Raw genomic sequence first — 25,048 nt, forward strand, 5'->3', positions numbered from 1 at the left:
AGGGGAGGCAACATGACCAGAGAGCACCATCTACGCGAAGCCAGACAGTCATTCCTGGATACTCTTGTACGTAAGGGGATCAGGGATCAACGGGTTCTGGAAGCCATGAAGGCTGTACCGAGGGAAGCTTTTGTTGGCCCTGATCAGGCTGAATTTGCCTACGATGACTGTCCTTTGCAGATAGAAGAGGGGCAGACCATCTCCCAACCCTATATCGTGGCCCTGATGACCGAGGCGATGCAGCTCACGCCAGAGGATACCGTGCTGGAAATTGGAACCGGCTCAGGCTACGCGGCTGCGGTACTCTCCAGGATTGTAAAAAAGGTCTATACGGTTGAACGCCACCGCTTACTGGCAAACCTGGCCGAGGAACGCCTGGCAATGCTGGGCTATAACAACGTCACGGTTCTTTGTGGGGACGGATCCCTGGGCTGGCCCGAGCACTCGCCCTTTGAGGCCATTGTCGTGACGGCTGGAGCGCCCAGCGTGCCACAATCCCTGGTCAGACAACTGGCCATTGGCGGGCGCCTGGTTATTCCTGCAGGGGCGAATCATTACCAGCAGCAACTATTGCGCCTCACCCGCACCGGCGAAGATGAAACGGAAACCGAGAACCTTGGCGATGTCCGGTTTGTCCCCCTGATTGGTAAACAGGGATGGCGGGACACAGAAGACCGGGCAAGTGTGTCTCCGGGAAAGGAAACCAGCCAGCCCCGCCCGCTTTCCGAACAGATCGCGAAAGAGGCCATTACCATTCCCTCAATAGCAACCGTTGACCTTGAAAGCCTGATGACAAGAATCGGAAATTCCCGGTTGGTGTTACTGGGGGAGGCCAGCCACGGCTCCGCTGAATTTTACGACATGCGGGCACGCATTACCCGGGAGCTGATCGAAAAGAAAGGATTCCAGTTTGTTGCTGTTGAGGCGGACTGGCCTGATGCCGCGCAAGTGGATCATTATGTTCGTGAGACCCGCACCGAGCCTACAGAAGAACCCACTTTCAAACGCTTTCCGACGTGGATGTGGGCAAACCGCCAGGTGCTTGAGTTCGTGCAATGGTTGCGCAGCCATAATCGGAAGGTGGCCAGCGAGGAAAAGGCTGTCGGGTTCTACGGACTGGACCTTTACAGTCTCTACTCGTCTATCAATGCCATCATTGGATACCTGGAACAGGTGGACAGGGAAACCGCCGATATCGCCCGCAAGCGCTACGGCTGCCTCACACCCTGGGAAAGTGATCCGGCAACCTACGCCAGGATGGCGCTTTCCCCGAAACATGAAAGCTGCGAACGGGACGTCGTATCAATGCTCAATACGCTGATGCAGAAGCGACTGGAGTATTCGGAGCACGACGGCCGCAAATTCCTTGATGCCGTTTCCAATGCCCGTCTGGTGAAAGACGCTGAACGATACTATCGCTCCATGTACGAGGGCTCGGTCAGCTCCTGGAACCTGCGGGATCAGCATATGTTCGATACACTGCTGCATCTGCTTGACTTCCATGGCCCTGACAGCAAGGCCATCGTGTGGGCGCACAATTCGCATCTGGGCAATGCGGAAGCAACGGAAATGGGAAGCCGCGGTGAAATCAATGTTGGCTCTCTGTGCCGCCGGCACTTTGGTGACAGCGCCTATCTGGTCGGGTTCGGCACCCACCAGGGGACGGTGGCAGCAGCCTCTGACTGGGGTGCGCCAATGGAGATAAAGAAAATTGTCCCGTCATTGCCTGGCAGCATCGAGCGTCTGTGTCATGACACGGGTCTTAAAGCCTTTTTCCTGCCATTGCGCCACGGCAGCAAATATCTGGTTGAGCAATTACGGAAGCCCAGACTTGAACGCGCCATCGGCGTGATCTATCGGCCGGAAACAGAGAGGGCGAGCCACTATTTCAATGCCTCAGTGTCCCAACAGTTCGACGAGTATATCTGGATTGATGAAACGCGGGCGGTTGATGCCCTGGAATCCGAAGCGGAGCCGGGGTTGCCTGAAACCTTCCCGTTCGGGCTCTGAAGGAAACGGCTGACTGACGGTGGGGGGGGGGCAAATCTGCGCTGACCGTAAATTGGAGCGGGAAACGAGATTCGAACTCGCGACCCCAACCTTGGCAAGGTTGTGCTCTACCAACTGAGCTATTCCCGCTTGATCAACGGACGCGTATTCTACGGATTCATCCTCCCTCGTCAACTGTTTTTTTCGCGCGATTGTCTACGGCGATGACTCCCCCGCGCAGCCCAGAACCAGCCCGACAACCCGCTCAACGGTCTCGGACAGAGCCGAAAAATCCACATGCCTGCCGTTGAGCAGACTGTCATACCCCATTCCCAGTGTGACATTTACCAGCAGTGCCGCATCCCTTGCGGGAAAAGGCGAATCGAGCCTCTGAAGTATCTGCCTCAGCCCCGCTGTCCATGCCTCGCGGTAGGTGCGGGCAAGACCGGCAAGGCGGTCGTCCCGAAGCGCCTCCATGAGAAATACCTGCTCTGCAAGTACCTGCTCCCGACGCTGGGTAAACTGCTCGTAGAGGTAGGCCGTGGAAATAACCGACAGCCGTGATGCCAGCTCCTGCCTCTGGGGGCCTCCGCGACAAAGGGTTTGAGGAGGGATCGTGTCCAGAACCAGGTGAATGGTGTCATAGAAACTGTCGAGATTGTCCCTGGCTTTCTCCGCGAAAAGCATGAAAGAGTCACTGATCAATTCGTGGATATCGCGAAAATAATAGGTGGTAGCGGCCAGTGGCACGCCGGCTTCCCTCGCCACTGCCCGGTGCTTGATACCACGCAGGCCATCCCTCGCCGCAATACGCAGGGTGGCTTCCAGGATTTCCAGGCGGCGTATTTCGCTTTTCGCGTGGAATGCCTTGCGACCGCTGTAACGGATGGACTGCCGGAGCGACCGATCCTCCGGCAGCTCACTACGGACACTGGCTTCCGGCAACCTGGCCTGAACCATGATGCGTTTCCTTGTTTCGACAGCCCGAAAATGCCGCATTCAACGCGAAACAGTCCGGGCCAACGGTTTGTTGGTTTTTTGTAAATTCTGCCGCATCATGCGTCATGAAACATTGATGGGATTGGCACTTCCGTTTTTTCCGGGTAATTCAACCAGTCGTTACTGGCCGAAACGCTTCCCTGACTTCAGGTACTCCTCTTCCTCGAGGGTGGAGCTGCGGTTCAACGCCCGGTTTCGATGGGGAAAGCGACCGAATCTTTGGATAATGTCCCTGTGGTCCCTGGCGGACTGCAGAAAGCTCGCCATGAAATCCCCGACAACGCCGCTGGTGGAAGCGGCAAGCTGTTCGTAGCACTCTACGGAAAGATCCTGGTCTTCCCTGTTTTCAGCATGCTGCAGCGGCATGTAAAGAAAGGCCCGTTTAACCGGCGGTAAAGCCATATCGTAACCACTGCGCATGGCGCTTTTACACAACCGGCTGGCCAATCTGTCATTGTCGAACGCCAGGGCACCGCCACGGTGGATGTGACGAGTAAACTGATCCAGCAGGATTATCTCGGCCAGAGCCCCGCCCGGCACGTTTCTCCAGTGCCGCAGGCCATCCTCGGAGGCAAACAGTACCATCGACAGGAATCTCCGACGGATTTCCTGATCAAAAGCCCGGGAAGACCGGAACCAGCGATTACGATGCTCACTGTCAGGCAGGCCATGCTCATCAAGTTCACCAAACCAGAAATCCAGAATCTCTTTCCAATCGAACATATGGTTTACCCTGTTGTATTGTTGCAGGTCGGTCTTAACGCCGGCACTGCTACACTTTACGATAACTGTCATGCTTTTGTTCATCTCAGGAGACACCATGAACGGCGATCCCAGAATCATCCTTCTTGCGCACGGAAGCAGCGACCAGCGCTGGTGCCAGACGTTTGAAAAACTTGCCACACCAACGCTTGAATCCGTGCCTGGCTCGCGTATTGCCTACATGGAACTTGCCGAGCCTTCCCTGGAAACCATCATTGCGGAAGGTAAAAGGGATGACATAGACACCTTCATCATTATTCCTCTGTTTCTGGCCGCAGGCCGTCACCTCAGAAAAGACGTCCCCGGGATGATAGAAGAGCTCCAGCAAGCCCATAATGTCACCATTACCCTGGCGCCGCCGATCGGTGAGAACCCGCAACTGGGCCACGCAATCCGTGATGTTGTGAACCAGGAGCTTGAACGCCAGAAACAGCCTGCATGACAATCAATCGCAGACCTACGCCCTCACAGTCGTGAAGCGGCAATTCATAAGGAGTGGATGGACATGGAAAAACGGATACTGATTACCGGAGGAACCGGCTTTATCGGGCAGCCGTTGTGCCAGAAACTCATCGCCGACGGCCACGAACTCACCGTGCTTAGCCGACAACCGGCGCTCAATGTCCAGTCATTGTGTGGCCGCGTGGAAGCCGTGGGCGACCTGAAGGAACTGTCCGGCAGCGAAGGCTTTGATGCGATTATCAACCTCGCCGGGGAAGGTATTGCAGACAAGCGTTGGTCAGAGGCCCGCAAGCAGCAACTCAGGGACAGCCGCATTGCACTGACCAACCAACTGGTGGACATCATCAGAACATGGAAAACCCTGCCATCGGTCATGGTCTCCGGTTCTGCTGTGGGTTTTTACGGCGATCAGGGCAATCACCGGGTCACTGAAGACACTCCACCACACGATGAGTTTACCCACCGGTTATGCAGTGACTGGGAGCAGGCAGCCCTCAGGCTGGAGCCAGCGGGAGTTCGCATATGCCTGTCCCGTACAGGTGTTGTTGCCGGGCCGGGAGGTGGTTTTCTCCAGCGCATGCTGCTGCCATTCAAACTTGGGCTGGGCGGCCGACTTGGTAGTGGCGAACAGTACATGCCCTGGGTGCATCGCGATGATGTGGTAGCGGCCATCAACTGGATGATGGAGACCGAAACTGCCCAGGGCGCCTACAACGTTGTCAGCCCCAATCCGGTAACCAACAGGCAGTTCACCAAAAGCCTCGCCGGAGTGCTTGGGCGGCCCGCCATTTTTCCGGTACCGGCGCCTGTTCTGAAAGTTGCATTGGGGGAAATGTCCCGGCTGCTGCTTACCGGGCAGATGGCCATACCTGAACGACTTCAAGCCGAGGGGTTCCAGTTCCGGTTTCCGGAACTCAGCCCTGCCCTTGCCGATGCGACCCGATACTGAGGTGGCTCAATGAGGCATTGCCTGGCGGTTACCGGACTCATCATCGCCGGCTTTGCCTCACCAACCTTTGCTGATACCGCAACGCCGGGGCACAGTTACGAATCGTGCAGCATGATAACGAGCGAATATGTGACGGTTCTTCAACTGGCATCCCGGGGATTATCCGGCGAGGTGCTCAAGAACACGCTGCCAGGCCTGAGTGAAAAAGCGGAGGAGCGGATCGACGCACTTCTCCGCGTGGTCGGCACCGACGGGCTTGTCGACACCTATTCCACAGTGAACTCCGAATATGCCCGCTGTGCCGCCGGTGTATTCGAGTCCAACGGAATGCCCTCGCAGGGCTCAAGGGAAGCACACTTTCACTTTTGCGCCGGGGAAAACAAGGTCCGTTACGAAGTGTTGCTTGCTGCCCTGATAGGTGCACCGAAAGAGAAAGTACTGGCTCAGCTGCAGCCCCGACACCATGAAGCCGCTACAGCAATCTACGATCTGCACCAGGCAGAAGGTGAGCTTGCGGTTTTCGACAGCCTGGGGGCGGAACTCAAGTATTGCCTGAAGGGATACTGATGTTTTTTCAAAAAAACCGTTTGACAGCCTCCACATCCTTACTTAATATACGCGCCACCTCGACGAGGCAAGGTTTTGAAGCGATGCGTCCCCTTCGTCTAGTGGCCTAGGACTCCGCCCTTTCACGGCGGCAACAGGGGTTCGAACCCCCTAGGGGACGCCAACTTCCAGACTTATCTCAGTGCTTGCGCCCATTGTGGGACGGCGTTTCTGAATGTCTGCCATGATCGCCGAGTTGATGTTTTGAATCCTTCAGAACAAATATCCCCACGCCGATAAAAAATCCTACCATCAGTAGGACAGTGACAATTCCTGCAATGACGACTGCGTCGGTGTACATAGCCTTAGCCTCCCGGACTATCCTGATTAACTGTGTCCAGATTACGCTTACAGCCCTGAGACCATATTGATCTGAGTCAATGGCACTTACAGCTACACACCTGCCAAAATCCTGAACCGCGACACATTTCTTCCTGTTTTTCCTGTATTTGCAAGGCATTTGAAAGAAACTGCTGCTATAGTCCTGAAAACATAGCCTGACCATTCGTTATGAAACTTCCTTCGATGGCCGAAGTATAGGACATGCACAAACTGCTGACTCGACTCCAAAGATTTCGAACCGGGTCCCCGCTGTCCTTCCGGCTACTTGCGTATATTCTGCTATTCAGTTCCGTATTCACATTGATATCGTCAGCCGCCCAGATCTATTCTGACTATCGCAAGGATCTGTCCCAGATCGACCGGCGCATGAAGGTGATCGAGACCGGTTACACCTCCAGCCTTGCCCGCAGCCTCTGGGCTCTTGACCAGAAACTGCTGGAAATCCAGCTTGAGGGCATATTGAGCCTACCGGACATCGTCCATCTCCGACTCAAGATCGAGCCGGATTCTGAACTGGTGATGGGCGAAATCCCACGTGAAGCGAACACCACAAGCCACAGTTTCGATCTGACCCATCAGGGCGATGGCATGTTCGTCCTTGGCCGGCTCACCATTACGGCCGATCTCGCCAGGGTGTACTCGGACATGCGCCGGAAGGTAATAGTGGTGCTGACCACCCAGTTCTTCAAAACCTTCTTCGTATCGATTCTGATCATCTGGATATTCCAGCATTTCGTGGCCCGTCACCTCAGTACCATGGCGAACTATGCCCGCAACTTCTCCCTCAACAACCTCTCGCAGCCACTGCAACTGAACCGACCCGACACACCTTTGAACCGTAGCGATGAGCTGGCGCAGGTAACGGAAGCCATAAATCAGATGCGGGAGCGGCTGAACGAAGATCTCAAGCGTCAGGAACGGGACGCTCAGGAAATCCGCAAGTTCTCAAAGGCCATTGAGCAGAGCCCGTCGTCGGTACTTATCTGCGATCGCCAGTGGCGTATTGAGTTCGCAAACCAGAAGTTCACCCAGCTTACCGGCTACAACGCTGACGCCATCATCGGCAAACACCCTGGTGCACTTTCCGAGGATGTCCATGCGCACCGTGAGAACCGGCAGTTATGGCAGTCCATCCGTCTCCAGGTTCAGCGGGTTGGCGTCTGGCAGGGTGAAATCAACAGCGTCCGCAAAAACGGTGAACGATTCTGGGAACAACTGATTGTCACACCGATCAAGAACTCCAAAGGCGAAGCGACCGGCTACCTGATCCTCGGCGAAGACATCAGTATCCGCAAACGCTACGAGCAACAGCTTCTGCGGCAAGCCAACTACGACATCCTTACCGGCCTCCCCAACCGGATGCTGGCACTTGACCGGCTCAAACTGGCCCTGGCCCAGGCAAGGCGTGAGAGCTCACTTGTCGGAGTCATGTTCCTCGATCTGGATAACTTCAAGCACATAAACGACACCCTCGGACACGACGCCGGTGACAACCTCCTGATCGAGGCCGCCCGCCGCATCTCCAGCTGTCTCCGTGGCACCAGCACGGTTGCGAGGCTGGGCGGCGACGAGTTCCTGGTCATCCTGCCCGGCCTTACCGGCCCGGAGGCTACGTCCCAGGTAGCGGAGCGCATTCTCAAGACCTTTGCCCCTCCCTACCTGCTCAACGGCCAGGAGGTATTCGTCACCACCAGTATCGGCATCGCTATATTCCCCAACGACTCCGATAACAGCGGCACCCTGCTACAGCATGCCGATGCCGCCATGTACCGGGCCAAGCACAAGGGCAAGAGCGCCTACGCGCACTTTGCGCCAGAGATGACAGAAGTCTCCCACGAACGGTTGCAGATGGAGTCCCTCATGCGCCGGGCGCTTGAGCAAGAGGAATTCGAACTCTACTATCAACCTATCGTTCATACTGAATCCGGCGAACTCTGTGCAGCGGAGGCACTGCTACGCTGGAAGAACCCGGCCCTGGGGATGGTTATGCCTGATCGATTCATTCCCCTCGCAGAAGAAACCGGTCTTATCACGCCCATTGGCGAGTGGGTGCTTCAGGAGGCCTGTCTCGCAGCCATGCGCTGGAAGGACACCGAAGGGACCAGTATCGGTATATCAGTGAATGTGTCACCCCGTCAGTTCCGTGACCCCGGTTTTATCACCACTGTGATGAATGCCCTTGAAACCAGCGGGCTGGCCCCCCAGCAGCTGGAGCTTGAGATCACGGAAAGACTGATTCTGGACAACACCATCGAAACAGCCGATATCCTGCGGCAACTGGACCAGTCCGGCATTCGCCTCTCGGTGGATGATTTCGGCACCGGTTACTCCGCCCTCAGCTACCTTAAAAGCTACCCCTTTGATACCCTGAAAATTGATAAATCCTTTGTTCAGGACGTGATGAAAGAGCAGGATGATGCGGCCCTGGTAAAGGCCATCATAAATATGGCCCACAGCCTTGGCCTGCGGGTGATTGCCGAGGGTGTTGAAGAAGAATCTCAGACTCACTTCCTGCAACGGGAAGGCTGCGATTATTCCCAGGGCTATTTCTACAGCCGCCCGCTACCGGAAGCCGATTTCCGGCAATGGCTCAGAACCAACCACCGCGTCCGCTGAAACCCACCGATTGGAACGGACTGATCATGGAAGGAACGATACTTACCGTCAATTGCGGCAGCTCGTCACTCAAAGTTGCCCTGTTCGATGCACAGCTGCAAAAGCTGGCCAGCGGCCTCGCTGAACGGCTCGGTAAGGACGACGCCTTTGCCACCATCAAAGGCCGCCCGGACAGGATAGAACTCACAGCCGGTGCGACCCATGAGTCCGCGCTGCGCGCCCTGGTTAGCGCACTCCAGGACTGCGGCCTGCTTGATGCACCACCTGTAGCCATCGGGCATCGTGTGGTCCATGGCGGCGAAACCTTCCGTAAGGCAGCGCTCATCGATGAGGATGTCCTGACTGCCATAGAAGACTGCGCAAACCTGGCACCTCTCCACAATCCGGTGAATCTTGCGGGAATCAGGGCCACCACAAATCTGTTTCCGGACGTTCCCCAGGTAGCGGTCTTTGATACCGCCTTCCACCATACCCTGCCGCAGAAGGCCTACCTGTATGCCGTTCCACAGCGGCTGTACCGCGACTGGGGTGTGCGGCGCTATGGCTTCCACGGCACCAGCCACCAGTTCATGGCGACTGAAGCCGCCCGACTACTGGGCAAGACCCCGGCCACCACATCGATTATCTCTGCCCATCTGGGCAATGGCTGCAGCATTACTGCCATTCGCGATGGTAACAGTGTGGATACCAGTATGGGCCTGACCCCCCTTGAGGGGCTTGTCATGGGTACTCGCAGTGGCGATGTGGACCCTGGCCTGTTTGACTTTCTTGCCAACAAGGGAATGAATGCGGAGGAAGTTCACCGGATACTGAATAACGAAAGCGGCCTGCTTGGACTGTCCGGCCAGACCAATGACATGCGCGCACTGTGCGAACTGGCGGATCACGACCATGAACCCTCGCGGACCGCCATCGATGTTTTCTGCTTCCGGCTCGCCCGCTACATAGGCGCCATGATGGCTTCCCTGAATCAACTCGATGCCCTGGTATTCACAGGTGGCATTGGCGAAAACAGCAGCCTGGTGCGCAAGAAAACGCTGGCGCACCTGGGCCTGTTCGGATTCACAATGGACGAGGAACTGAATGCCCACCACGGCAGCATCAGTGACGGGCAGATTGAGGGTGCAGACAGTCGCTTCCGTGTGCTCGTCATACCCACCAATGAAGAGCTTGTGATTGCCAGGGAAGCCCTGGCCTCAGCCACGCCAGGATCGGCTGGCTAACCACGAATCAATCCAGGGAGCCGCATGGCAAAGAATCTTTACATCGCGCCAACATCCATGAATTCCGGACTGACCTCCGTCTGCCTGGGGCTGCTCCGCGCCCTCGAGAGAGTGGGTGTCAGTGTGGGGTTCTACAAGCCGTTTCGCCAGTCTGTTCATCAGGGCGAAGCCCACCATAATCGTGGCGAAGACACTTCCGTGGCTTTTGTTCGTGCGCGCAGCCACCTCAAACCGCCCGAGCCCATGAACCTCAAGGAGGCGCAGAACCTGCTCAATACCGGCAAGGCCGACCAGCTTCTGGAAACCATCGTGGGCGAATACCAGAAGGTCGCCAACACCGTTGACGTGGTAATCATTGAAGGCCTGGTACCCGACCAGAGCGAAGCCTATATCGCCAGACTGAACGTGGAGGTCGCCCGCAACCTGGGTTCCGAGGTTGTTCTGGTAAGCACTCCTGGCAATACTGAGCCCCAGGCTCTTGACGACGAACTGGACTTTTACGCCAGGCTTTTCTCAAGCCCCTCCGATCCGGAGGTAATCGGCGTGGTTCTCAACAAGGTCGGCGAACCCGAGAAGTCGGAGTTTTCGCCCCGGGTGAATTCCCGGGCCACTGAAGAAACCGTTGATTACGGACAGGCCTGCAAGGTATTCAGTGAGGGCCGTTACCGGCTGCTCGCTGTCATTCCCTGGCAACCGGAGCTTATGGCACCACGGGTTTCCGACATCGTCCGTGAAATGAATTCGGAAGTGCTGCACGAGGGGGAAATGTATACCCGTCGTGTGCAGAAGGTCAGTGTCAGCGCACGCACCATTCGCAACATGGTAGAGACCCTCAAACCCGGCTCCCTGATGGTCATGCCTGGAGACAGGGAGGACATCATAGTAACGGCCGCAGTTGCGGCCCTCAATGGCGTGCCTCTGGCCGGCATCATGCTCACCGGGGGACTGATGCCGGATGACAGAGTCGTGGACCTCTGCCGTCGTGCTCTGGATTCGGGACTTCCGGTGATAAAAGCAGAAACCAACACCTACGAAACAGCCCACCAGTTGGCCAACCTGTCATCAGCCATTCCGGTGGACGATCCCGAGCGTATTGAAAAGGCCATGGAAGCTGTCGCCACACGGATCGACGCAGAATGGCTACGGGAACACCTGAAGGTGGAACGCCAGAGCCGGCTATCCCCTCCTGCTTTCCGCTATTTACTCTCCGAGCGCGCCAGGAAGGCCGCAAAGCGCATCGTCCTGCCCGAGGGCAATGAGCCACGCACAGTACAGGCCGCGATTATCTGCCATCAACGCAAACTGGCACACTGCATCATGTTGGGCAACCGAAACGACATTGCCAATGTAGCCCGCTCACAGGGGATGGAACTGCCTGACGAAATCGAAGTCATCGACCCTGCGGACGTTCGCGAGCAATATATCGAGCCAATGGTAAAGCTGCGACAGCACAAGGGGCTGGCTCCCGATATGGCTGAAGCCATGCTGGAAGACAATGTAGTTCTCGGAACCATGATGGTTGCTGAGGACAAGGCCGACGGCCTGGTATCAGGCGCCGTCCATACCACCGCCAACACCGTGCGGCCAGCAATGCAGTTGATCAAGACCCATGACAACGCAAAGGTCGTGTCTTCCGTTTTCTTCATGCTGCTGCCACAGCAGGTCGTGGTCTACGGCGACTGCGCCATCAACCCGGACCCTGATGCCGAAGAACTGGCGGACATAGCCATCCAGAGCGCGGAGTCGGCCGAAGCCTTCGGTATTGAGCCGGTAGTGGCCATGATCAGCTACAGCACCGGTGAATCCGGCAGCGGCAAGGACGTGGACAAGGTGCGGGAAGCCACCAGAATTGCCAGGGAAAGGCGCCCTGACCTGCTGATTGACGGCCCCCTGCAATACGACGCCGCCGCCATCGAGAGCGTTGCCCGAAGCAAGGCTCCCAATAGCAAGGTCGCCGGCAAGGCAACGGTCTTTATATTTCCTGACCTGAACACCGGCAATACCACCTACAAGGCAGTTCAGCGAAGCGCAAACGTGGTGAGTATCGGGCCAATGCTTCAGGGTCTCAGGAAGCCGGTGAACGATCTTTCCCGTGGTGCGATGGTTGAAGACATCGTCTTTACCATTGCTCTCACTGCGGTACAGGCAAAACAGGTGGAGGACGCCGGGTTGATCTGACCGATCAACCCGGTTTTTTCAGGCTCAGCGTTTCTTGCTTTTCATTCTCGCTTTCTTTTTCAGCGGCCGGCCTTTTTTGATGTCGTTGTCCTGTTTTACCTTCTGACGAGGCGTCAGGCGGCTGACCTTGTTGGCAAACGGATTCTCGCTGGAGCGGAACTCAAAGCGAATGGGCGAACCATTCACCTTCAGCACCTTACGGAAGGTGTTCTCCAGGTACCGCTTATAGGCGCCGGGCAGCGCGTCCGTCTGGTTGCCATGCACAACAATAACCGGCGGGTTGGAACCGCCCTGGTGCGCATAACGGAGCTTGATACGACGCCCCTGCACCAGGGGTGGCTGATGTTGTGCCGTCGCATCCTGAAGAATCGCTGTGAGACGATTGGTAGGCCACTTGGCCATCGCGGATTCGTAACAGGCGTGGACCGATTCGTACATCACGCCAACACCGGAGCCGTGAAGCGCCGAAATATAGTGCTTGTCGGCGTAGTCAAGAAAATCCAGGCGACGCTGGACCTGCTCTTTCACCTTTGCCTTGTCTTCCGGATCCATCCCGTCCCACTTGTTGACGGCAATGACCAGGGAGCGCCCGGCATCGAGTACAAAGCCGATCAGGTGCAGATCCTGGTCCACCAGCCCCTCCCGGGCATCGATCACCAGAATAACCACGTGGGCATCATCAATGGCCTGCAGCGTCTTGATGATGGAAAACTTTTCCACCGTTTCGCTGACATTCTTGCGGCGGCGGACACCTGCCGTGTCAATGAGCGTGTACTGATGATCCATCCGCTCGTAGGGGATGTAGACACTGTCCCGGGTGGTACCCGGCATATCAAACACCACAACCCGGTCTTCGCCAAGCATGCGGTTCACCAGGGTCGACTTGCCCACGTTGGGGCGACCAACAATACCGATCCGGATGCCGGGATACCGGTCTGCCCTGTCCTGAGCTTCGCGTTCCTCTTCTGAGGGCAGCAGTTCCTCAAGCATGGAGCGGATGCCCCGGTTATGGGAGGCTGCAATCAGAAAAATGGACTGGAAACCCAGCCCGTGAAAATCAGATGCGGCAATATCCGGGTCCTGACCATCGGTTTTGTTGACCACCAGATGGGCCTGTTTACCGGTTCTGCGCAGATGGTCGGCAATCAGTTCGTCGCCGCCATTAAGCCCCGCCTTGCCGTCCACCAGGAACAACACGATATCGGCCTCTTCTACCGCCTGCATGGACTGGCGGGCCATTTCCGCATCCAGCCCCTCTTCACCACCGGTGAGGCCACCGGTATCAATCACAATGAACCGCTGGCCCTCGTAATTGCCCTCGCCATATTTGCGGTCACGGGTCAGACCGGGGAAATCCGCTACAAGCGCATCCCGGGACCGGGTCATCTGGTTAAACAGTGTCGACTTGCCAACGTTGGGACGTCCGACAAGTGCAATTACAGGGGTCATAATCTTTCGCTACACAGTAAAAAGGGCCAGCGCTTCACAGCGAGTTGGCCGGTAAGGAGCGCTCAATCGCGCTCCCGTATTTTAAGAACAGACATTTTGCCACTATTGCCATAGACGAGAAGATTGCCATTCTGCAAGCGCTGGAAAGGCACCCGCAATCCCTCATCGTCAAACTCAAGCTGGCCCTGGAGGCTACCGTCCTCCAGCGACAACATGTGAATGTAGCCTTCAAAGTCGCCAACCAGCAGATAGTCACCATACACGATCGGCTGTGTGGGCTGACGCCAGGACAAGCGGTCCTGAACCCACAGTTCACGGCGGTCCGAGCCGCGATAAGCGGCGATGTCACCATCGGCCCGGGCTATGAAAATATTGCCACCGCCAATCATCGGAGATTGCAGACTTGATTCCTTCCGGCTCCAGATTTCCTGCCCGCTCTGCAGTTCAACGAGCGCAAGTTTGCCCTGGTAACCAACCACCATCGCTGCACCTTCCAGAATCAGAGGCTCACCGGCAACATCCACCAGCCTCTCCAGTTCTGTCCGTCCTTGTGGCTGCCCCACTTCGTATTGCCAGACCGGCTGCCCGGTCTCGGTGGATATCGCCATCAGTTTGCCATTGGCCAGTGAGGCCAGCACCAGGTCGGCACCTACCAGGGGTGACGCCGCAGCCCGCAGGGACAGGACCGGTACGTTGCTGTCGTACTGCCAGGCCTTGTCACCGGCATTGGCGTCAAAGGCAATCACTTTACCGTCTATGGTCTGCACCACCACAAGACGACCGTTGGACTGGGGAGAAGCCAGCGCCTCGTTTGGCAGAGGCTGCTCCCATAACTCTGTACCATCCTGCCGCGACAGCGCTTTCAGCTGTGCGTCACGGGTAACCAGGTACAGATTGCCACCATCTCCGCCAATGCCGGCGCTGACATCCTCATCGAGATCCTGATACCACTCGACCTTTCCGTTTTCCGGGTTAACGGCCCAGATTTCACCCTCAGCCGACGCAGCGTAAAGAAGCTCGCCGGTGTTCAATGGCGCCAGGTAAAGGAACTTGCCGTCGTGGCCATCGCCCACACCCATGGTCCATACAGGCTCCAACTCCACGGAGGCGGATATCTCCGGGACGGGCGCTGGCTGTTCAAAGGTATCCGTGGTGCTGCAACCAGCCAGTAATGCCCCAGCCAGAAGACCAACCAGTGGAATGGAACGCATCTGCCCTTTAAACAAACGGGGCATCAGGCTCCCTCCCCTACGCCAAGATCCGACAGTTTGAGTTCAAGAATGCCGCTACGCCCCTGATGGCTCTGCTCCCGGGCCGCCAGATAGGCATCACGGGCGCCCTCTCTGTCACCCTGTGCCAGCAGGATATCGCCTTTCAGCTCGGTGAAAATGGCACTGAAGCTACCGGCATTATCCACACTCTCAATGGTGCTAAGGGCTTCTTCGTACTTTTCCGCGCCAAACTGGGCGCGCGCCAGCCTGTTGCGGATCACCAGCGCCAGCGGGCTGGACTCGTCGGCCTTTCCCTGCGCCCAGGTCAGGGACTCGATGGCCGCCTCCGGGTCATCCTGATCCATCATCTGCTGGCGCGCCAGCATCATCATGCCGTAGATGGCAAATGCACTGTCACTGTATTCCTCGCGGAGAGTCTCTGCCACATAGGCCACTGTCTCGGCACGGTTTTCTTCGCTCTCATTGCTGTAAGCGTTGATCAGGTCAGCAAACTGGGAGGCAGCCTCGGTGCGCTGCTGCATCTGATGGTTCTGCCACGCCTGCCAGCCGAATACGATAGCCAGGGCCACAGCAATACCGATCAGGAGTGAGCTGCCATTTTTCTTCCACCAGTCCTTGATTGCCTGGACCGTTTCTTCCTCAGTGCGCATTTCAGCCATGATGACTCCTGTAATAAATGATTATTGTCTCTGTAGCCTTTCGGCCCGCCATCAGCGGCCCAGCAATTCTTCCAGTACGCTCGCAAGATCAGCCCGGGCAATATCCTGCTGAGGTTCATCCGATCGCAACGGCTTCAGGCCTACTCTACCGTTGGCCAGTTCATTCTCGCCCAGAATAACGGCGTAGCGGGCGCCGCTGCGATCCGCCTTCTTCATCTGGCTCTTGAAGCTGCCGCCGCCACAGTGGCTCATCACCCGGGCTGCGGGCAAGGCGGTGCGCAGTGACTCAGCGAGTGCAAGCGCCGATGCCACTGTTGAATCACCCATGGCGGTCACATAGACATCCACATTGCCGTTGGCGCTGGCCGGTACCAGATCGAGGGTCTCGAGCAACAGAATCAGGCGCTCAAGCCCCATGGCAAACCCGACAGCGCAAGTGGGCCTGCCCCCCAGTTGCTCAACCAGACCATCATAACGGCCACCAGCGCAGACCGTGCCCTGCGCACCAAGACTGTCTGTAATCCACTCAAAGACGGTCTTTCCGTAGTAATCCAGCCCACGAACGAGCCGCGGGTTCACCGTGTATTCCACCCCAGCCGCATCCAGCAGTGCACACAGCTCCCTGAAATGATCCACCGACTCCTGGTCCAGGTAATCATCCAGTCGGGGGGCATCCCCCAGAAGCTGCTGCGTGCCGGGATGTTTGCTGTCGAGGATACGCAGGGGATTGGACGCAAGCCGACGCTTGCTGTCCTCATCAAGCTGGTCCTGGTAACCGGAAAGATAGGCAACCAGTGCTTCCCGGTATTCCCGGCGGGCAGCGGATGTTCCAATGGAATTGATTTCCAGTCGGGTGTGTTCGCTCAGCCCCAGTTCACGCCAGAGCCGGGCTGTCAGTACAAGCAGCTCCGCATCGATATCAGGACCATTCATGCCAAAACATTCCACACCAATCTGGTGGAATTGACGATATCGCCCTTTCTGCGGACGCTCGTGACGGAACATCGGCCCCGTGTACCAGAGCCGACGCGTCTGATTGAACAGCAGACCATGCTCTTCCGCAGCCCGCACACAGCCCGCAGTTCCCTCCGGTCGCAGAGTCAGACTGTCGCCGTTGCGGTCCTCGAAGGTATACATCTCCTTCTCGACAATATCCGTCACTTCGCCGATGGAGCGCTTGAACAGATCGGTCTGCTCCACCACTGGCATTCGGATTTCCTGATAACCGTATTGCGAAAGTACCCGCCTGACCGTGTCTTCCACAAACTGCCAAACCGGCGTCTGCTCTGGCAGGATATCGTTCATCCCGCGAATTGCCTGGATCTTAGCCAAGTTACTACCTTTCTGTCTTAGTGATTTGGTGACCTGCACTCATTCGGTTGAGCGGGTAATGATCGCGTCTTCCTTTTCCTTGCGCCGGGCAACTTCCTCACGGATCAGCCGCTCCAGATCATCGGTCAGGTTAGCGTTATCAAGTTTCTGATTGGGCTTGCCAGACATGTAGAACAGGTTCTTCGGGCTACCGCCGGTAAGGCCCAGGTCCGCCACCTTGGCTTCTCCCGGACCATTGACGATACAACCAATAATTGCCACATCCAGCGATTCGTTCACATCTTCCAGGCGGGCTTCGAGATCGTTCATGGTCTGGATTACATCGAAATTCTGCCGCGAGCAGCTGGGACAGGCAACAAAGTTTATGCCGCGGCTGCGCAGGCGCAGGCTCTTGAGGATGTCAAAGCCAACCTTGATTTCCTGCACCGGATCTGCCGCCAGGGAGACCCTGATGGTGTCACCAATACCGTCCATCAACAGCATGCCCAGGCCAATAGACGACTTCACGGTACCGGAACGGAAGCCCCCCGCCTCGGTGATACCCAGGTGCAGTGGCTGCTCAATCTGGCTTGCAATCAGGCGGTAGGCTGCCACGGTCATGAACACCTCAGAGGCCTTGAGGCTGACCTTGAAGTCCTGGAAATCGTGCTTGTCGAGAATGTCGATATGGCGCATGGCCGATTCCACCAATGCTTCCGGTGTCGGTTCGCCATACTTCCGCTGCAGCGCTTTCTCCAGTGAACCGGCATTCACGCCGATGCGAATTGGAATATTACGGTCACGAGCGGCGCTTATGACGGCGCTGACCCGGTCATCCCTGCCAATGTTGCCAGGGTTGATTCGAAGGCAGTCAACACCGAGTTCAGCAACCCTGAGGGCAATGCGGTGATCAAAGTGGATGTCCGCCACCAATGGTACAGTCACCATGGAGCGGATCTTGCCGAACGCCTCAGCGGCATCCATGGATGGAACAGATACCCGAACGATGTCGGCACCGGCCTCCTGCAATGCGCGGATCTGGCCGACCGTTGCGTCAACGTCGCAGGTATTGGTGTTGGTCATGCTCTGAACAGCGATCGGAGCGTCACCACCCACGGGAACATCACCCACCATTATCTGGCGGGATTTTCGTCTTTTGATCGGAGATTCGTGATTCATAGCCTGCTAACCGGAAAAGTGTGTTCGAAACTGTCAGATATCCAGTGTGAATTCCGCGCGGTTATTGACAACCCGGAAGCCGGACATATCCACCGCCTCCCCATCGAAACGTATTGATTCAATGGCATCAACAGCGCCGACAACAACCCGGATCGGTACCCTGCCCGATACATTGATGCGGTCGCCATCGCGCTGCAGTGAGCTCACCAGACGATTACCAGCCGAGTCAGTCACCTGCACCCAGCACTCATCGCTGAAAGTCATCTCCAGCCGGGTGCTTGGCGCAACGGCCTCCGGCTGAACACTTTCCTCAAATGCCGGTTCCGGATTGCTGGTTACCATCGGCACGCGATCTTCGTCGATGTCGCTAACCGGGGAGTCCCCGGCCAGCCCTTCTTCCTGCCTTTCTTGTGGCGCCGGTGCATCCGGGTCAGAGATGGCCGGCTCCTCAACAACCGGATCAACCGGTTGCGGTTCAACACGCGCAGTTTCTGCTGCACCGGCATCCGCGTCTGCGTCAGCACCGGTGTCGATATCCGGAGAAAGACCATTGTCCGACCGGGATTCCTCCGGTTCAACCGCCTCTGGCACCGTCTCAGCGTTATCGGGCTCATCGGGAGCAAACGTTGTGCCCATGTTGTCCATAAAGCGAAGGCCAACAAAGACCGCAATGGCAATAGCCAGTATGAAAAGAAAAAACTTGGCGATGCGACGTTTCTGGCGCCTGCGACGCTCAATATCAACCAGGGGGTTGGCCTCTTCCGCCTGCACCTTCTGCTGGCGAAGCGGCTCTAGCTCCCTGTCCAGCGTTGCGATCACCGCATCCGGGTCCAGGTCCACCTGTTGCGCATAGGTTCTGACATACCCCTTGAGAAACAGTTCACTGTCGATCTGCCCGTAGTCGCCATCTTCAATGGCTTGAATAACGGCCGGGCGCAGGTGTTGCGCATCGGCCACAGCCGAGACACTCAACCCCTTCTGCTCACGCGCGCGCTTCAGTTGCTGGCCTGCGGGCTCACTCACCACTGGCTGTTGTGTGTCATCACTGTCCATTTGAAGTCATCACCCTGTATTGTTGGTATTCGACAGAGTTTGGAAAATTGTTCTTCAGCTGCAGGCCCAGACTGGATGCCAGGTTCTGGTCACCAAAATGGTGGGCGATGCGAATTCCGGTATACAGACTCTCCGGAGAGTGCCGAAGATTCTGGTTCCGTTCCATAAGGGTGGTCAGCCGGCTGTAGTGACGGGAGGCAGCCTGGTAGTTTCCAGACTCCACAAGCGTCCGCGACAGTGCAAGCAGCGACCTGGCGTCGCCACGGGACAATTCCACAGCCCGTCGATAAGCGGTAATAGCGCCCTCAAGGTCGCCTACCCGCTCCTCGGCAAGGCCAAGATTGAAGAAGACGGAGGCTCTCTCTCCGTACTCGGTATCCCTGGAAGCTGCGAGAAACTGATCACGGGCCTCTTCGAAGCGACGTTGCCCATAAAGAAAGGCCCCATAATAGACCCGCCCGCGCGTATAACCCGGATCATTGTCGAGGGCGTCCTTGAAGGAACGCTCTGCCAGTTCCGGCTCCCCCTCGGATCGATAGACCAGGCCCATTGCAGCCAGTGCGCCAGGGTGCTCGGGCGAAAGTTCCAGTGCCCGGTCAAGGTGATGCCTGGCCCGCTCGATATTGTCCTGCCCGATATAGGCAGTCGCCAACTGAACGTAGTTCTTTACCGCCTTCTCGCGATCGGCTTCGCGGGCGAACCGACTATCGGTTTTGGTCACACAGCCTGTGACAAACATTGCCAGTAATACCATGGCAAATGCAGCCCGGACCTTGCTTACTGGTTCAGATGTCACAGTTGGCAATACCTCTTGTCTTCAGGGGTGAACGCTCACCCGGGTTCATGGACTGACCTGGTGCACCTGTATGTAACGCTGACTTCTCTTGGTACGATCTTCCACCTTGCCGACAAGCTGTCCACAAGCCGCATCAATATCGTCACCACGGGTTGTTCTCACCGTTGCTATATATCCGGCTTCGTTGAGAACTGCCTGAAAGCGACGGGTGGCATTCATGCTGGGGCGCTTGAAATCACTTTCCGGGAACGGATTGAAAGGGATCAGGTTGATCTTGCATGGCAGGCCACGCAGCACAACCGCTAACTCCTTCGCATGTTCCGGCTGATCATTGACGCCTTCGATCACGGTGTACTCGATTGTAGCCTTGCGCTTGTCGGGCAGGCGGGCCAGATAGCGCCGTGTGGCTGCCAGCAGCTCCGCAATCGGATATTTTTTATTCAATGGCACCAGTTGGTTACGCAATTCATCATTGGGGGCATGAAGCGAAATGGCCAGTGAAACATCGGTAACTTCGCCCAGCTTGTCGATGGCCGGGACCACGCCAGACGTGCTCACCGTGACCCGCCGTTTGGAAATACCGTAAGCCAGGTCTTCCATCATCAGGTTCATGGCGTCAACCACGTTATCGAAGTTCAGCAACGGCTCGCCCATGCCCATCATCACCACATTGGTGATGGGACGATCCGGGCCCGGTTCAAACGGCATGAACGCCTTACGGGCCACCCAGACCTGGCCGATAATCTCGGCGGCAGTCAGGTTACGGTTAAAACCGCGCTTACCCGTGGAGCAGAAGGTACAGTCCAGGCTGCAGCCAATCTGCGAAGATACACACAGGGTGCCGCGCTCACCATCGGGGATCAGCACCGTTTCGACGCTGTTGCCGTTGTCCATGCGCATGACCCACTTGCGGGTGCCATCTTTGGACTCCTCATCGTAGACCACCTCGGGCCCGCGAATCTCTGCCACCTCTTTCAGCTTTTCCCGCAGCACCTTGCTCATATTGGTCATTTGATCGAAGTCATCGGCACCACGCTGATGAATCCACTGCAGGACCTGCGTTGCCCGGAAACGCTTCTCCCCCAGGGATTCAAAGAAAGCCTCCATCTTTGCTTTCGGCATTCCCAGAAGGTTGGTTTTCTCAGCAACAGCTGTCATTTCATAACCTCGATCAGATAACCAATCCGGGCCGGAAGTAGTTCCGGCCCGGGGACAGCTCAATCAGCCGCGTGGGCAGATCTCGCTGTCATTGAAAAAATACGCAATTTCACGTTCGGCAGAAGCCGCTGAATCAGAACCATGAACGGCATTGGCATCGATGGACGATGCAAAATCGGCGCGAATGGTGCCCGCTTCCGCTTCCTTGGGGTTGGTGGCACCCATGAGGTCACGATTCTTGAGGATAGCACCTTCGCCGTCCAGAACCTGAACAACAACCGGGCCAGACGTCATGAACGCAACCAGATCATTGAAAAATGGACGCTCTTTGTGCTCGGCATAGAAGCCTTCTGCCTGCTCCTGAGTCAGATGCATCATCTTGGCAGCAACGATCTCCAGACCGGCTTTCTCAAAACGTGTGTAAATCTCACCGATCACATTCTTTGCGACTGCGTCGGGCTTGATAATCGAGAGCGTGCGCTCATTTGCCATGATCTGTCTCCATTCAGGTTCAGAAAAATTCAGGGTTGGGATTATACGCAGTCCGGAGGCAACTGCCTACCGCACTGAACGGAGACGGGTAACAACGTCAACGATTTGCGCCGCTGCGAAGTCAACCTCCTCCGGCGTGGAAAAGCGCCCAAAGGAAAACCGGAGGGCCCTGTGAGCCTGTTCATCATCCAGGCCTATACCTTTCAACACAAAAGAAGGCTCAATCGTCGCGGAGGCGCAGGCAGATCCGGATGATACCGCCAGGTCCCTCAACCCCAGCATCAGTGATTCCGCGTCCACGCCTGCAAACGACAGATTCACGATGCCTGGAACCCGGTGCTCGACACTGCCATTGAGCGCCACACCCTCAAGGCCCTCCAGCCCTTCCAGAAAGCGCGCACGCAGGCCTTCCAGCATTTCCGCCTCATGTTCAAGCTTTTCACTGGCAAGCTCAAATGCTTTACCCATACCTACAATCTGATGTGTAGGCAGTGTACCGGAGCGCATGCCACGCTCATGACCGCCGCCATGAATCTGGGCTTCAATACGCACGTCCGGTGAACGGCGAACATACAGCGCACCAACGCCTTTGGGGCCATAAACCTTGTGGGCTGACAGGGACAGCAGGTCCACCGGTGCAGCACTGACATCCACTTCGGTTTTCCCTGCTGCCTGCGCTGCATCTACATGAAACAGTACCCCGCGCTCACGAAGCATGGCGCCAATGGAGGCGATATCCGTCTGGCAACCCAGTTCGTTGTTCACCATCATCAGACTGACCAGCACCGTATTGTCACGAAGCGCCTCTTCCACCTGCCCTGCCGCAATACGACCGTCACTGCCGGGCGTCAGCCAGGTCACGCTCACACCGTTGCGTTCGATCCACTTACAGGTATCCAGCACCGCCTTATGCTCAACCACCGAAGTCACGATGTGAGGATTGTCACGACCGTCAACCACACCCTTTATGGCCAGGTTATCGGATTCCGTGGCACCGGAAGTCCAGACAATTTCTCGCGGGTCCGCATGGATAAGACTGGCAACCTGGCGACGGGCACCTTCCACTGCAGCTTCAGCTTGCCAGCCGTAGGCGTGGGAACGGGAGGCAGGATTGCCGAAAACGCCATCAGGCGTGAGGTATTTGCACATTTCTTCGGCAACGATGGGATCTACGGGCGTGGTGGCCGCATAGTCCATATAGACGGGCTTTTTCATAGAGGCTTCAGGATAGTCGTTCAGGCCGGCGCCTGATCGGTAAGGCGCTCGGTGTTAATCGTCTGTGAATCACCTTCTGAATGACGACTGTTCTGCCGACTGGCAACCACCTGGATCTCACGCTTTCTCATCAGATCGCCCAAGCTGATATCGCTCAGGAACTGATGGATCTGGTCGCTGAGATCAGACCACAGGTGGTGTGTCAGGCATTTTTCGCCATTCTGGCAATCACCCTTGTTGCCGCAACGGGTGGTATCCAGGGACTCACTGACAGCGTCCACAACTTCCGCAATGTAGACGGCGTCAGGCTCCCGGCTCAGGCGGTAGCCACCGCCGGGACCCCGTATACTGGTCACCAGTTTGTGACGGCGAAGGCGGGAAAATAGCTGCTCGAGATACGAGAGGGAAATCTCCTGCCGGGCAGATATATCGGCCAGACTGACCGGCCCCTGATCCCCGTGAAGGGCCAGGTCCAGCATTGCCGTCACCGCATAGCGGCCTTTGGTGGTCAGTCTCATAAACTCAGCCCCGGTCAGGGATTGATTCGGTTTTAATTGAGCCGAGTATGAATTGACCTACCATTTCAGTCAAGTATTCACCGCTGCGACGATTCATCATCCCGAACACAGTCGAAATCTTCCTCGTGCAGAGGCGGCAACTCACCATTCTGATATTCACTGTTGACCTTTCTCAGAGCCTTGCACATGTTCTCAATACGATCGTCCACCGCATGCATATGGTCCAGCAGGCTGCGCATGGCCCGGGCAACCGGATCCGGCATCTCTTCGGTGACACCATAGGCGTCGAACCCCATGCGCTCTTCCATTTCTTTCCGGCGCACGCTGTCTTCGTCCTTTCGTTTGACAACAACCCGGCCAGGAATGCCAACAACCGTCGCACCTTCTGGCACTGCCTTGGTGACCACCGAATTGGAGCCGATCTTGGCCCCCGCCCCCACTTCGAAAGGCCCAAGGATCTTGGCGCCGGCACCTACCACAACGCCGTCTCCCAACGTGGGGTGTCGCTTGCCCTTGTTCCAGCTGGTTCCACCAAGAGTTACCCCCTGGTAGAGCGTGACGTCGTCACCAATCACCGTGGTTTCGCCAATCACAACACCCATGCCATGGTCGATGAAAAAGCGGCGACCAATGGTCGCTCCAGGATGAATCTCGATGCCTGTCAGCCAACGGGCAAGTGTCGAGAAGGTACGCGCGAGCCATTTCAGACCCAGTCCCCAGAGCCAATGGGAAAACCGGTGACACAGGAGCGCATGGAGCCCGGGATAGTTGGTCAGAACCTCAAAGGTGTTACGAGCTGCGGGATCGCGATGAAACACACTGTTCACATCTTCCCTTAAACGTTCAAACATAACCCTATTCCTGTTCACCGGCTGTGGAGCCAGCCTTTGACGTGTTTTGTCCTGTTTTGTCGGCGCCAGCGGTCTTCTGAACGGCGGTCAATACGCCCCGAAGAATGCTGATTTCCGTCTGATCCAGTTTCGCCCTCTGAAACAGACGGCGCAACCGTGTCATCAACAGTCCGGGTTTTTCGCGGCGGTGGAAATCAACATCCACCAACACCTGCTCAAGGTGACTGAAAAAACCTTCAACATCCCGCACCGGCGCAGGCGGCACATCCCAACCCGAGTCCCCGGGCGCCACCATGGGCTTGAGATATGGGCTGCCCTCTCCACCTTCAAGCCCTCTCAGGTAATGCATGCGCAATTCATAGCAGATCACCTGCACCGCCATGGACAGGTTCAGCGAACTGTAGTCCGGGTTGGACGGGATGTGAATATGGAAGTTGCAACGCTGCAACTCCTCATTGCTCAAGCCATGGGCCTCGCGGCCGAATACCAGTGCAACGGGCCCCGCACCTGAGTGTTCAGCCGCTTTGGCAGCGGCATCCGGCGGCGCAATGACAGGCCATGGCACTTTCCGGCCACGGGCACTGGTACCCATGACGCAGACACAGTCAGCAATCGCCTCGTCGAGAGAGCTGACTACCCGGGCATTATCCAGCACATCAGACGCACCGGCCGCCCTTGCATAGGACGTCTCATCGGGAAACGACGCTGGATTGACCAGCCAGAGATTGCCCAGCGCCATGTTTTTCATCGCCCGGGCAACGGCACCGATATTGCCGGAATGAGACGTCTCGACCAGAACAATCCGGATCTGGTCGTCAAAGGTATCGGTGCCCGCCTGGGGCATCGCTGACTTGTGCATGGCATTCGTGTCCTGCTGGAAATCCGGAAAGGCGCGCATGATATCAGATATCCCCCCTTCCCTGCCTCTCCGGATAAGCCGTGATACAGCGCCGTTAGTGACATTGCAGCTTCGAAAAACATACAAGAGGCGCCAGTTTTTGATATGCTA

General features: G+C 56.8%; 23 protein-coding genes and 2 tRNA genes. 8 read left to right on the top strand and 17 right to left on the bottom strand.

The features are described 5' to 3' along the window. Nucleotides 1-12 precede the first annotated feature (12 nt). Nucleotides 13-2,010, top strand: coding sequence for a protein-L-isoaspartate(D-aspartate) O-methyltransferase (locus QPM17_RS18255; RefSeq protein WP_285392578.1), 1,998 nt, complete (start codon nucleotides 13-15; stop codon nucleotides 2,008-2,010). Nucleotides 2,011-2,063: 53 nt separating this feature from the next. Here the strand turns inward: QPM17_RS18255 and QPM17_RS18260 are convergent. The 3 genes from QPM17_RS18260 to QPM17_RS18270 all read right to left on the bottom strand — a co-directional run bounded on the left by QPM17_RS18260 (nucleotide 2,064) and on the right by QPM17_RS18270 (nucleotide 3,711). Then, a tRNA-Gly gene (locus tag QPM17_RS18260) sits at nucleotides 2,064-2,139 on the bottom strand. A 66-nt stretch (nucleotides 2,140-2,205) separates the two neighbouring features. Then, nucleotides 2,206-2,949, bottom strand: coding sequence for a TetR/AcrR family transcriptional regulator (locus QPM17_RS18265; RefSeq protein ID WP_285392580.1), 744 nt, complete (start codon nucleotides 2,947-2,949; stop codon nucleotides 2,206-2,208). A gap of 159 nt (nucleotides 2,950-3,108) precedes the next feature. Continuing rightward, entirely contained in the window at nucleotides 3,109-3,711 is a 603-nt protein-coding gene (locus tag QPM17_RS18270; protein WP_285392691.1) for a DUF924 family protein, read from the bottom strand. A gap of 97 nt (nucleotides 3,712-3,808) precedes the next feature. Here QPM17_RS18270 and QPM17_RS18275 point away from each other — a divergent pair, with 97 nt between their 5' ends. From QPM17_RS18275 to QPM17_RS18290, 4 genes are all read left to right on the top strand, one after another. Beyond that, on the top strand, nucleotides 3,809-4,192 hold the full coding sequence (locus QPM17_RS18275) for a sirohydrochlorin chelatase (protein ID WP_285392582.1): 384 nt from the start codon (nucleotides 3,809-3,811) through the stop codon (nucleotides 4,190-4,192). Nucleotides 4,193-4,255: 63 nt separating this feature from the next. Further along, the gene (locus QPM17_RS18280) at nucleotides 4,256-5,161 is read left to right on the top strand and encodes a TIGR01777 family oxidoreductase (RefSeq protein WP_285392584.1); all 906 of its coding nucleotides are present in this window, start codon (nucleotides 4,256-4,258) and stop codon (nucleotides 5,159-5,161) included. 9 nt (nucleotides 5,162-5,170) lie between these two features. Next, entirely contained in the window at nucleotides 5,171-5,728 is a 558-nt protein-coding gene (locus tag QPM17_RS18285) for a hypothetical protein (RefSeq protein ID WP_285392586.1), read from the top strand. Nucleotides 5,729-5,815: 87 nt separating this feature from the next. Continuing rightward, nucleotides 5,816-5,891, top strand: a tRNA-Glu gene (locus QPM17_RS18290). A gap of 15 nt (nucleotides 5,892-5,906) precedes the next feature. On the opposite strand, the gene ccoM is transcribed toward QPM17_RS18290, so the two are convergent. After that, the gene (ccoM, locus tag QPM17_RS23815) at nucleotides 5,907-6,068 is read right to left on the bottom strand and encodes a cytochrome c oxidase subunit CcoM (protein ID WP_285392588.1); all 162 of its coding nucleotides are present in this window, start codon (nucleotides 6,066-6,068) and stop codon (nucleotides 5,907-5,909) included. A 242-nt stretch (nucleotides 6,069-6,310) separates the two neighbouring features. Here ccoM and QPM17_RS18300 point away from each other — a divergent pair, with 242 nt between their 5' ends. From QPM17_RS18300 to pta, 3 genes are read left to right on the top strand one after another with little or no spacing between them, the layout of a single operon-like run. Beyond that, entirely contained in the window at nucleotides 6,311-8,725 is a 2,415-nt protein-coding gene (locus tag QPM17_RS18300) for a bifunctional diguanylate cyclase/phosphodiesterase (protein WP_340367134.1), read from the top strand. A 26-nt stretch (nucleotides 8,726-8,751) separates the two neighbouring features. Further along, the gene (locus QPM17_RS18305; RefSeq protein WP_285392593.1) at nucleotides 8,752-9,948 is read left to right on the top strand and encodes an acetate/propionate family kinase; all 1,197 of its coding nucleotides are present in this window, start codon (nucleotides 8,752-8,754) and stop codon (nucleotides 9,946-9,948) included. 24 nt (nucleotides 9,949-9,972) lie between these two features. Further along, the gene (pta, locus tag QPM17_RS18310; protein WP_285392596.1) at nucleotides 9,973-12,126 is read left to right on the top strand and encodes a phosphate acetyltransferase; all 2,154 of its coding nucleotides are present in this window, start codon (nucleotides 9,973-9,975) and stop codon (nucleotides 12,124-12,126) included. Nucleotides 12,127-12,150: 24 nt separating this feature from the next. Here pta and der read toward each other — a convergent pair whose 3' ends face one another. The 13 genes from der to trmJ all read right to left on the bottom strand — a co-directional run bounded on the left by der (nucleotide 12,151) and on the right by trmJ (nucleotide 24,898). Further along, nucleotides 12,151-13,575: a ribosome biogenesis GTPase Der gene (gene der / locus QPM17_RS18315; protein ID WP_285392597.1), complete on the bottom strand. Its 1,425-nt coding sequence runs from the start codon at nucleotides 13,573-13,575 to the stop codon at nucleotides 12,151-12,153. Between the two features lie 62 nt (nucleotides 13,576-13,637). Further along, nucleotides 13,638-14,810 carry an outer membrane protein assembly factor BamB gene (bamB, locus tag QPM17_RS18320; RefSeq protein WP_285392598.1) on the bottom strand — a complete coding sequence of 391 codons (1,173 nt, stop codon included), beginning with the start codon at nucleotides 14,808-14,810 and terminating at the stop codon, nucleotides 13,638-13,640. Beyond that, nucleotides 14,810-15,466 carry a YfgM family protein gene (locus QPM17_RS18325; protein WP_285392600.1) on the bottom strand — a complete coding sequence of 219 codons (657 nt, stop codon included), beginning with the start codon at nucleotides 15,464-15,466 and terminating at the stop codon, nucleotides 14,810-14,812. The genes bamB and QPM17_RS18325 overlap by 1 nt, the downstream gene beginning before the upstream one ends. Nucleotides 15,467-15,517: 51 nt before the next feature. Then, nucleotides 15,518-16,798 (bottom strand): histidine--tRNA ligase, encoded by a 1,281-nt coding sequence (hisS, locus tag QPM17_RS18330; RefSeq protein ID WP_285392602.1) that lies wholly within the window; start codon nucleotides 16,796-16,798, stop codon nucleotides 15,518-15,520. Nucleotides 16,799-16,837: 39 nt separating this feature from the next. Continuing rightward, complete coding sequence (ispG, locus tag QPM17_RS18335; protein WP_285392604.1) at nucleotides 16,838-17,956, bottom strand: flavodoxin-dependent (E)-4-hydroxy-3-methylbut-2-enyl-diphosphate synthase; 1,119 nt, start codon at nucleotides 17,954-17,956, stop codon at nucleotides 16,838-16,840. 33 nt (nucleotides 17,957-17,989) lie between these two features. Further along, complete coding sequence (locus QPM17_RS18340) at nucleotides 17,990-19,009, bottom strand: RodZ domain-containing protein (RefSeq protein ID WP_285392606.1); 1,020 nt, start codon at nucleotides 19,007-19,009, stop codon at nucleotides 17,990-17,992. Then, complete coding sequence (pilW, locus tag QPM17_RS18345; RefSeq protein ID WP_285392693.1) at nucleotides 18,999-19,763, bottom strand: type IV pilus biogenesis/stability protein PilW; 765 nt, start codon at nucleotides 19,761-19,763, stop codon at nucleotides 18,999-19,001. Before pilW ends, QPM17_RS18340 begins: the two co-directional genes overlap by 11 nt. An 87-nt stretch (nucleotides 19,764-19,850) precedes the next feature. Then, the gene (gene rlmN, locus QPM17_RS18350) at nucleotides 19,851-20,963 is read right to left on the bottom strand and encodes a dual-specificity RNA methyltransferase RlmN (RefSeq protein ID WP_285392608.1); all 1,113 of its coding nucleotides are present in this window, start codon (nucleotides 20,961-20,963) and stop codon (nucleotides 19,851-19,853) included. A gap of 63 nt (nucleotides 20,964-21,026) precedes the next feature. After that, on the bottom strand, nucleotides 21,027-21,455 hold the full coding sequence (ndk, locus tag QPM17_RS18355; RefSeq protein WP_285392610.1) for a nucleoside-diphosphate kinase: 429 nt from the start codon (nucleotides 21,453-21,455) through the stop codon (nucleotides 21,027-21,029). Between the two features lie 66 nt (nucleotides 21,456-21,521). Then, nucleotides 21,522-22,670, bottom strand: coding sequence for an IscS subfamily cysteine desulfurase (locus QPM17_RS18360; RefSeq protein ID WP_285392612.1), 1,149 nt, complete (start codon nucleotides 22,668-22,670; stop codon nucleotides 21,522-21,524). Nucleotides 22,671-22,690: 20 nt separating this feature from the next. Then, nucleotides 22,691-23,188, bottom strand: coding sequence for a Fe-S cluster assembly transcriptional regulator IscR (iscR, locus tag QPM17_RS18365; RefSeq protein WP_285392613.1), 498 nt, complete (start codon nucleotides 23,186-23,188; stop codon nucleotides 22,691-22,693). Between the two features lie 77 nt (nucleotides 23,189-23,265). Then, nucleotides 23,266-24,039: a serine O-acetyltransferase gene (gene cysE / locus QPM17_RS18370; RefSeq protein WP_285392615.1), complete on the bottom strand. Its 774-nt coding sequence runs from the start codon at nucleotides 24,037-24,039 to the stop codon at nucleotides 23,266-23,268. Nucleotides 24,040-24,043: 4 nt separating this feature from the next. Then, entirely contained in the window at nucleotides 24,044-24,898 is an 855-nt protein-coding gene (gene trmJ, locus QPM17_RS18375; RefSeq protein ID WP_285392695.1) for a tRNA (cytosine(32)/uridine(32)-2'-O)-methyltransferase TrmJ, read from the bottom strand. Between the last annotated feature and the right edge of the window lie 150 nt (nucleotides 24,899-25,048).

Source organism: Marinobacter azerbaijanicus (genome assembly GCF_030250645.1).
GTDB classification, from domain to species: Bacteria; Pseudomonadota; Gammaproteobacteria; order Pseudomonadales; family Oleiphilaceae; genus Marinobacter; species Marinobacter azerbaijanicus.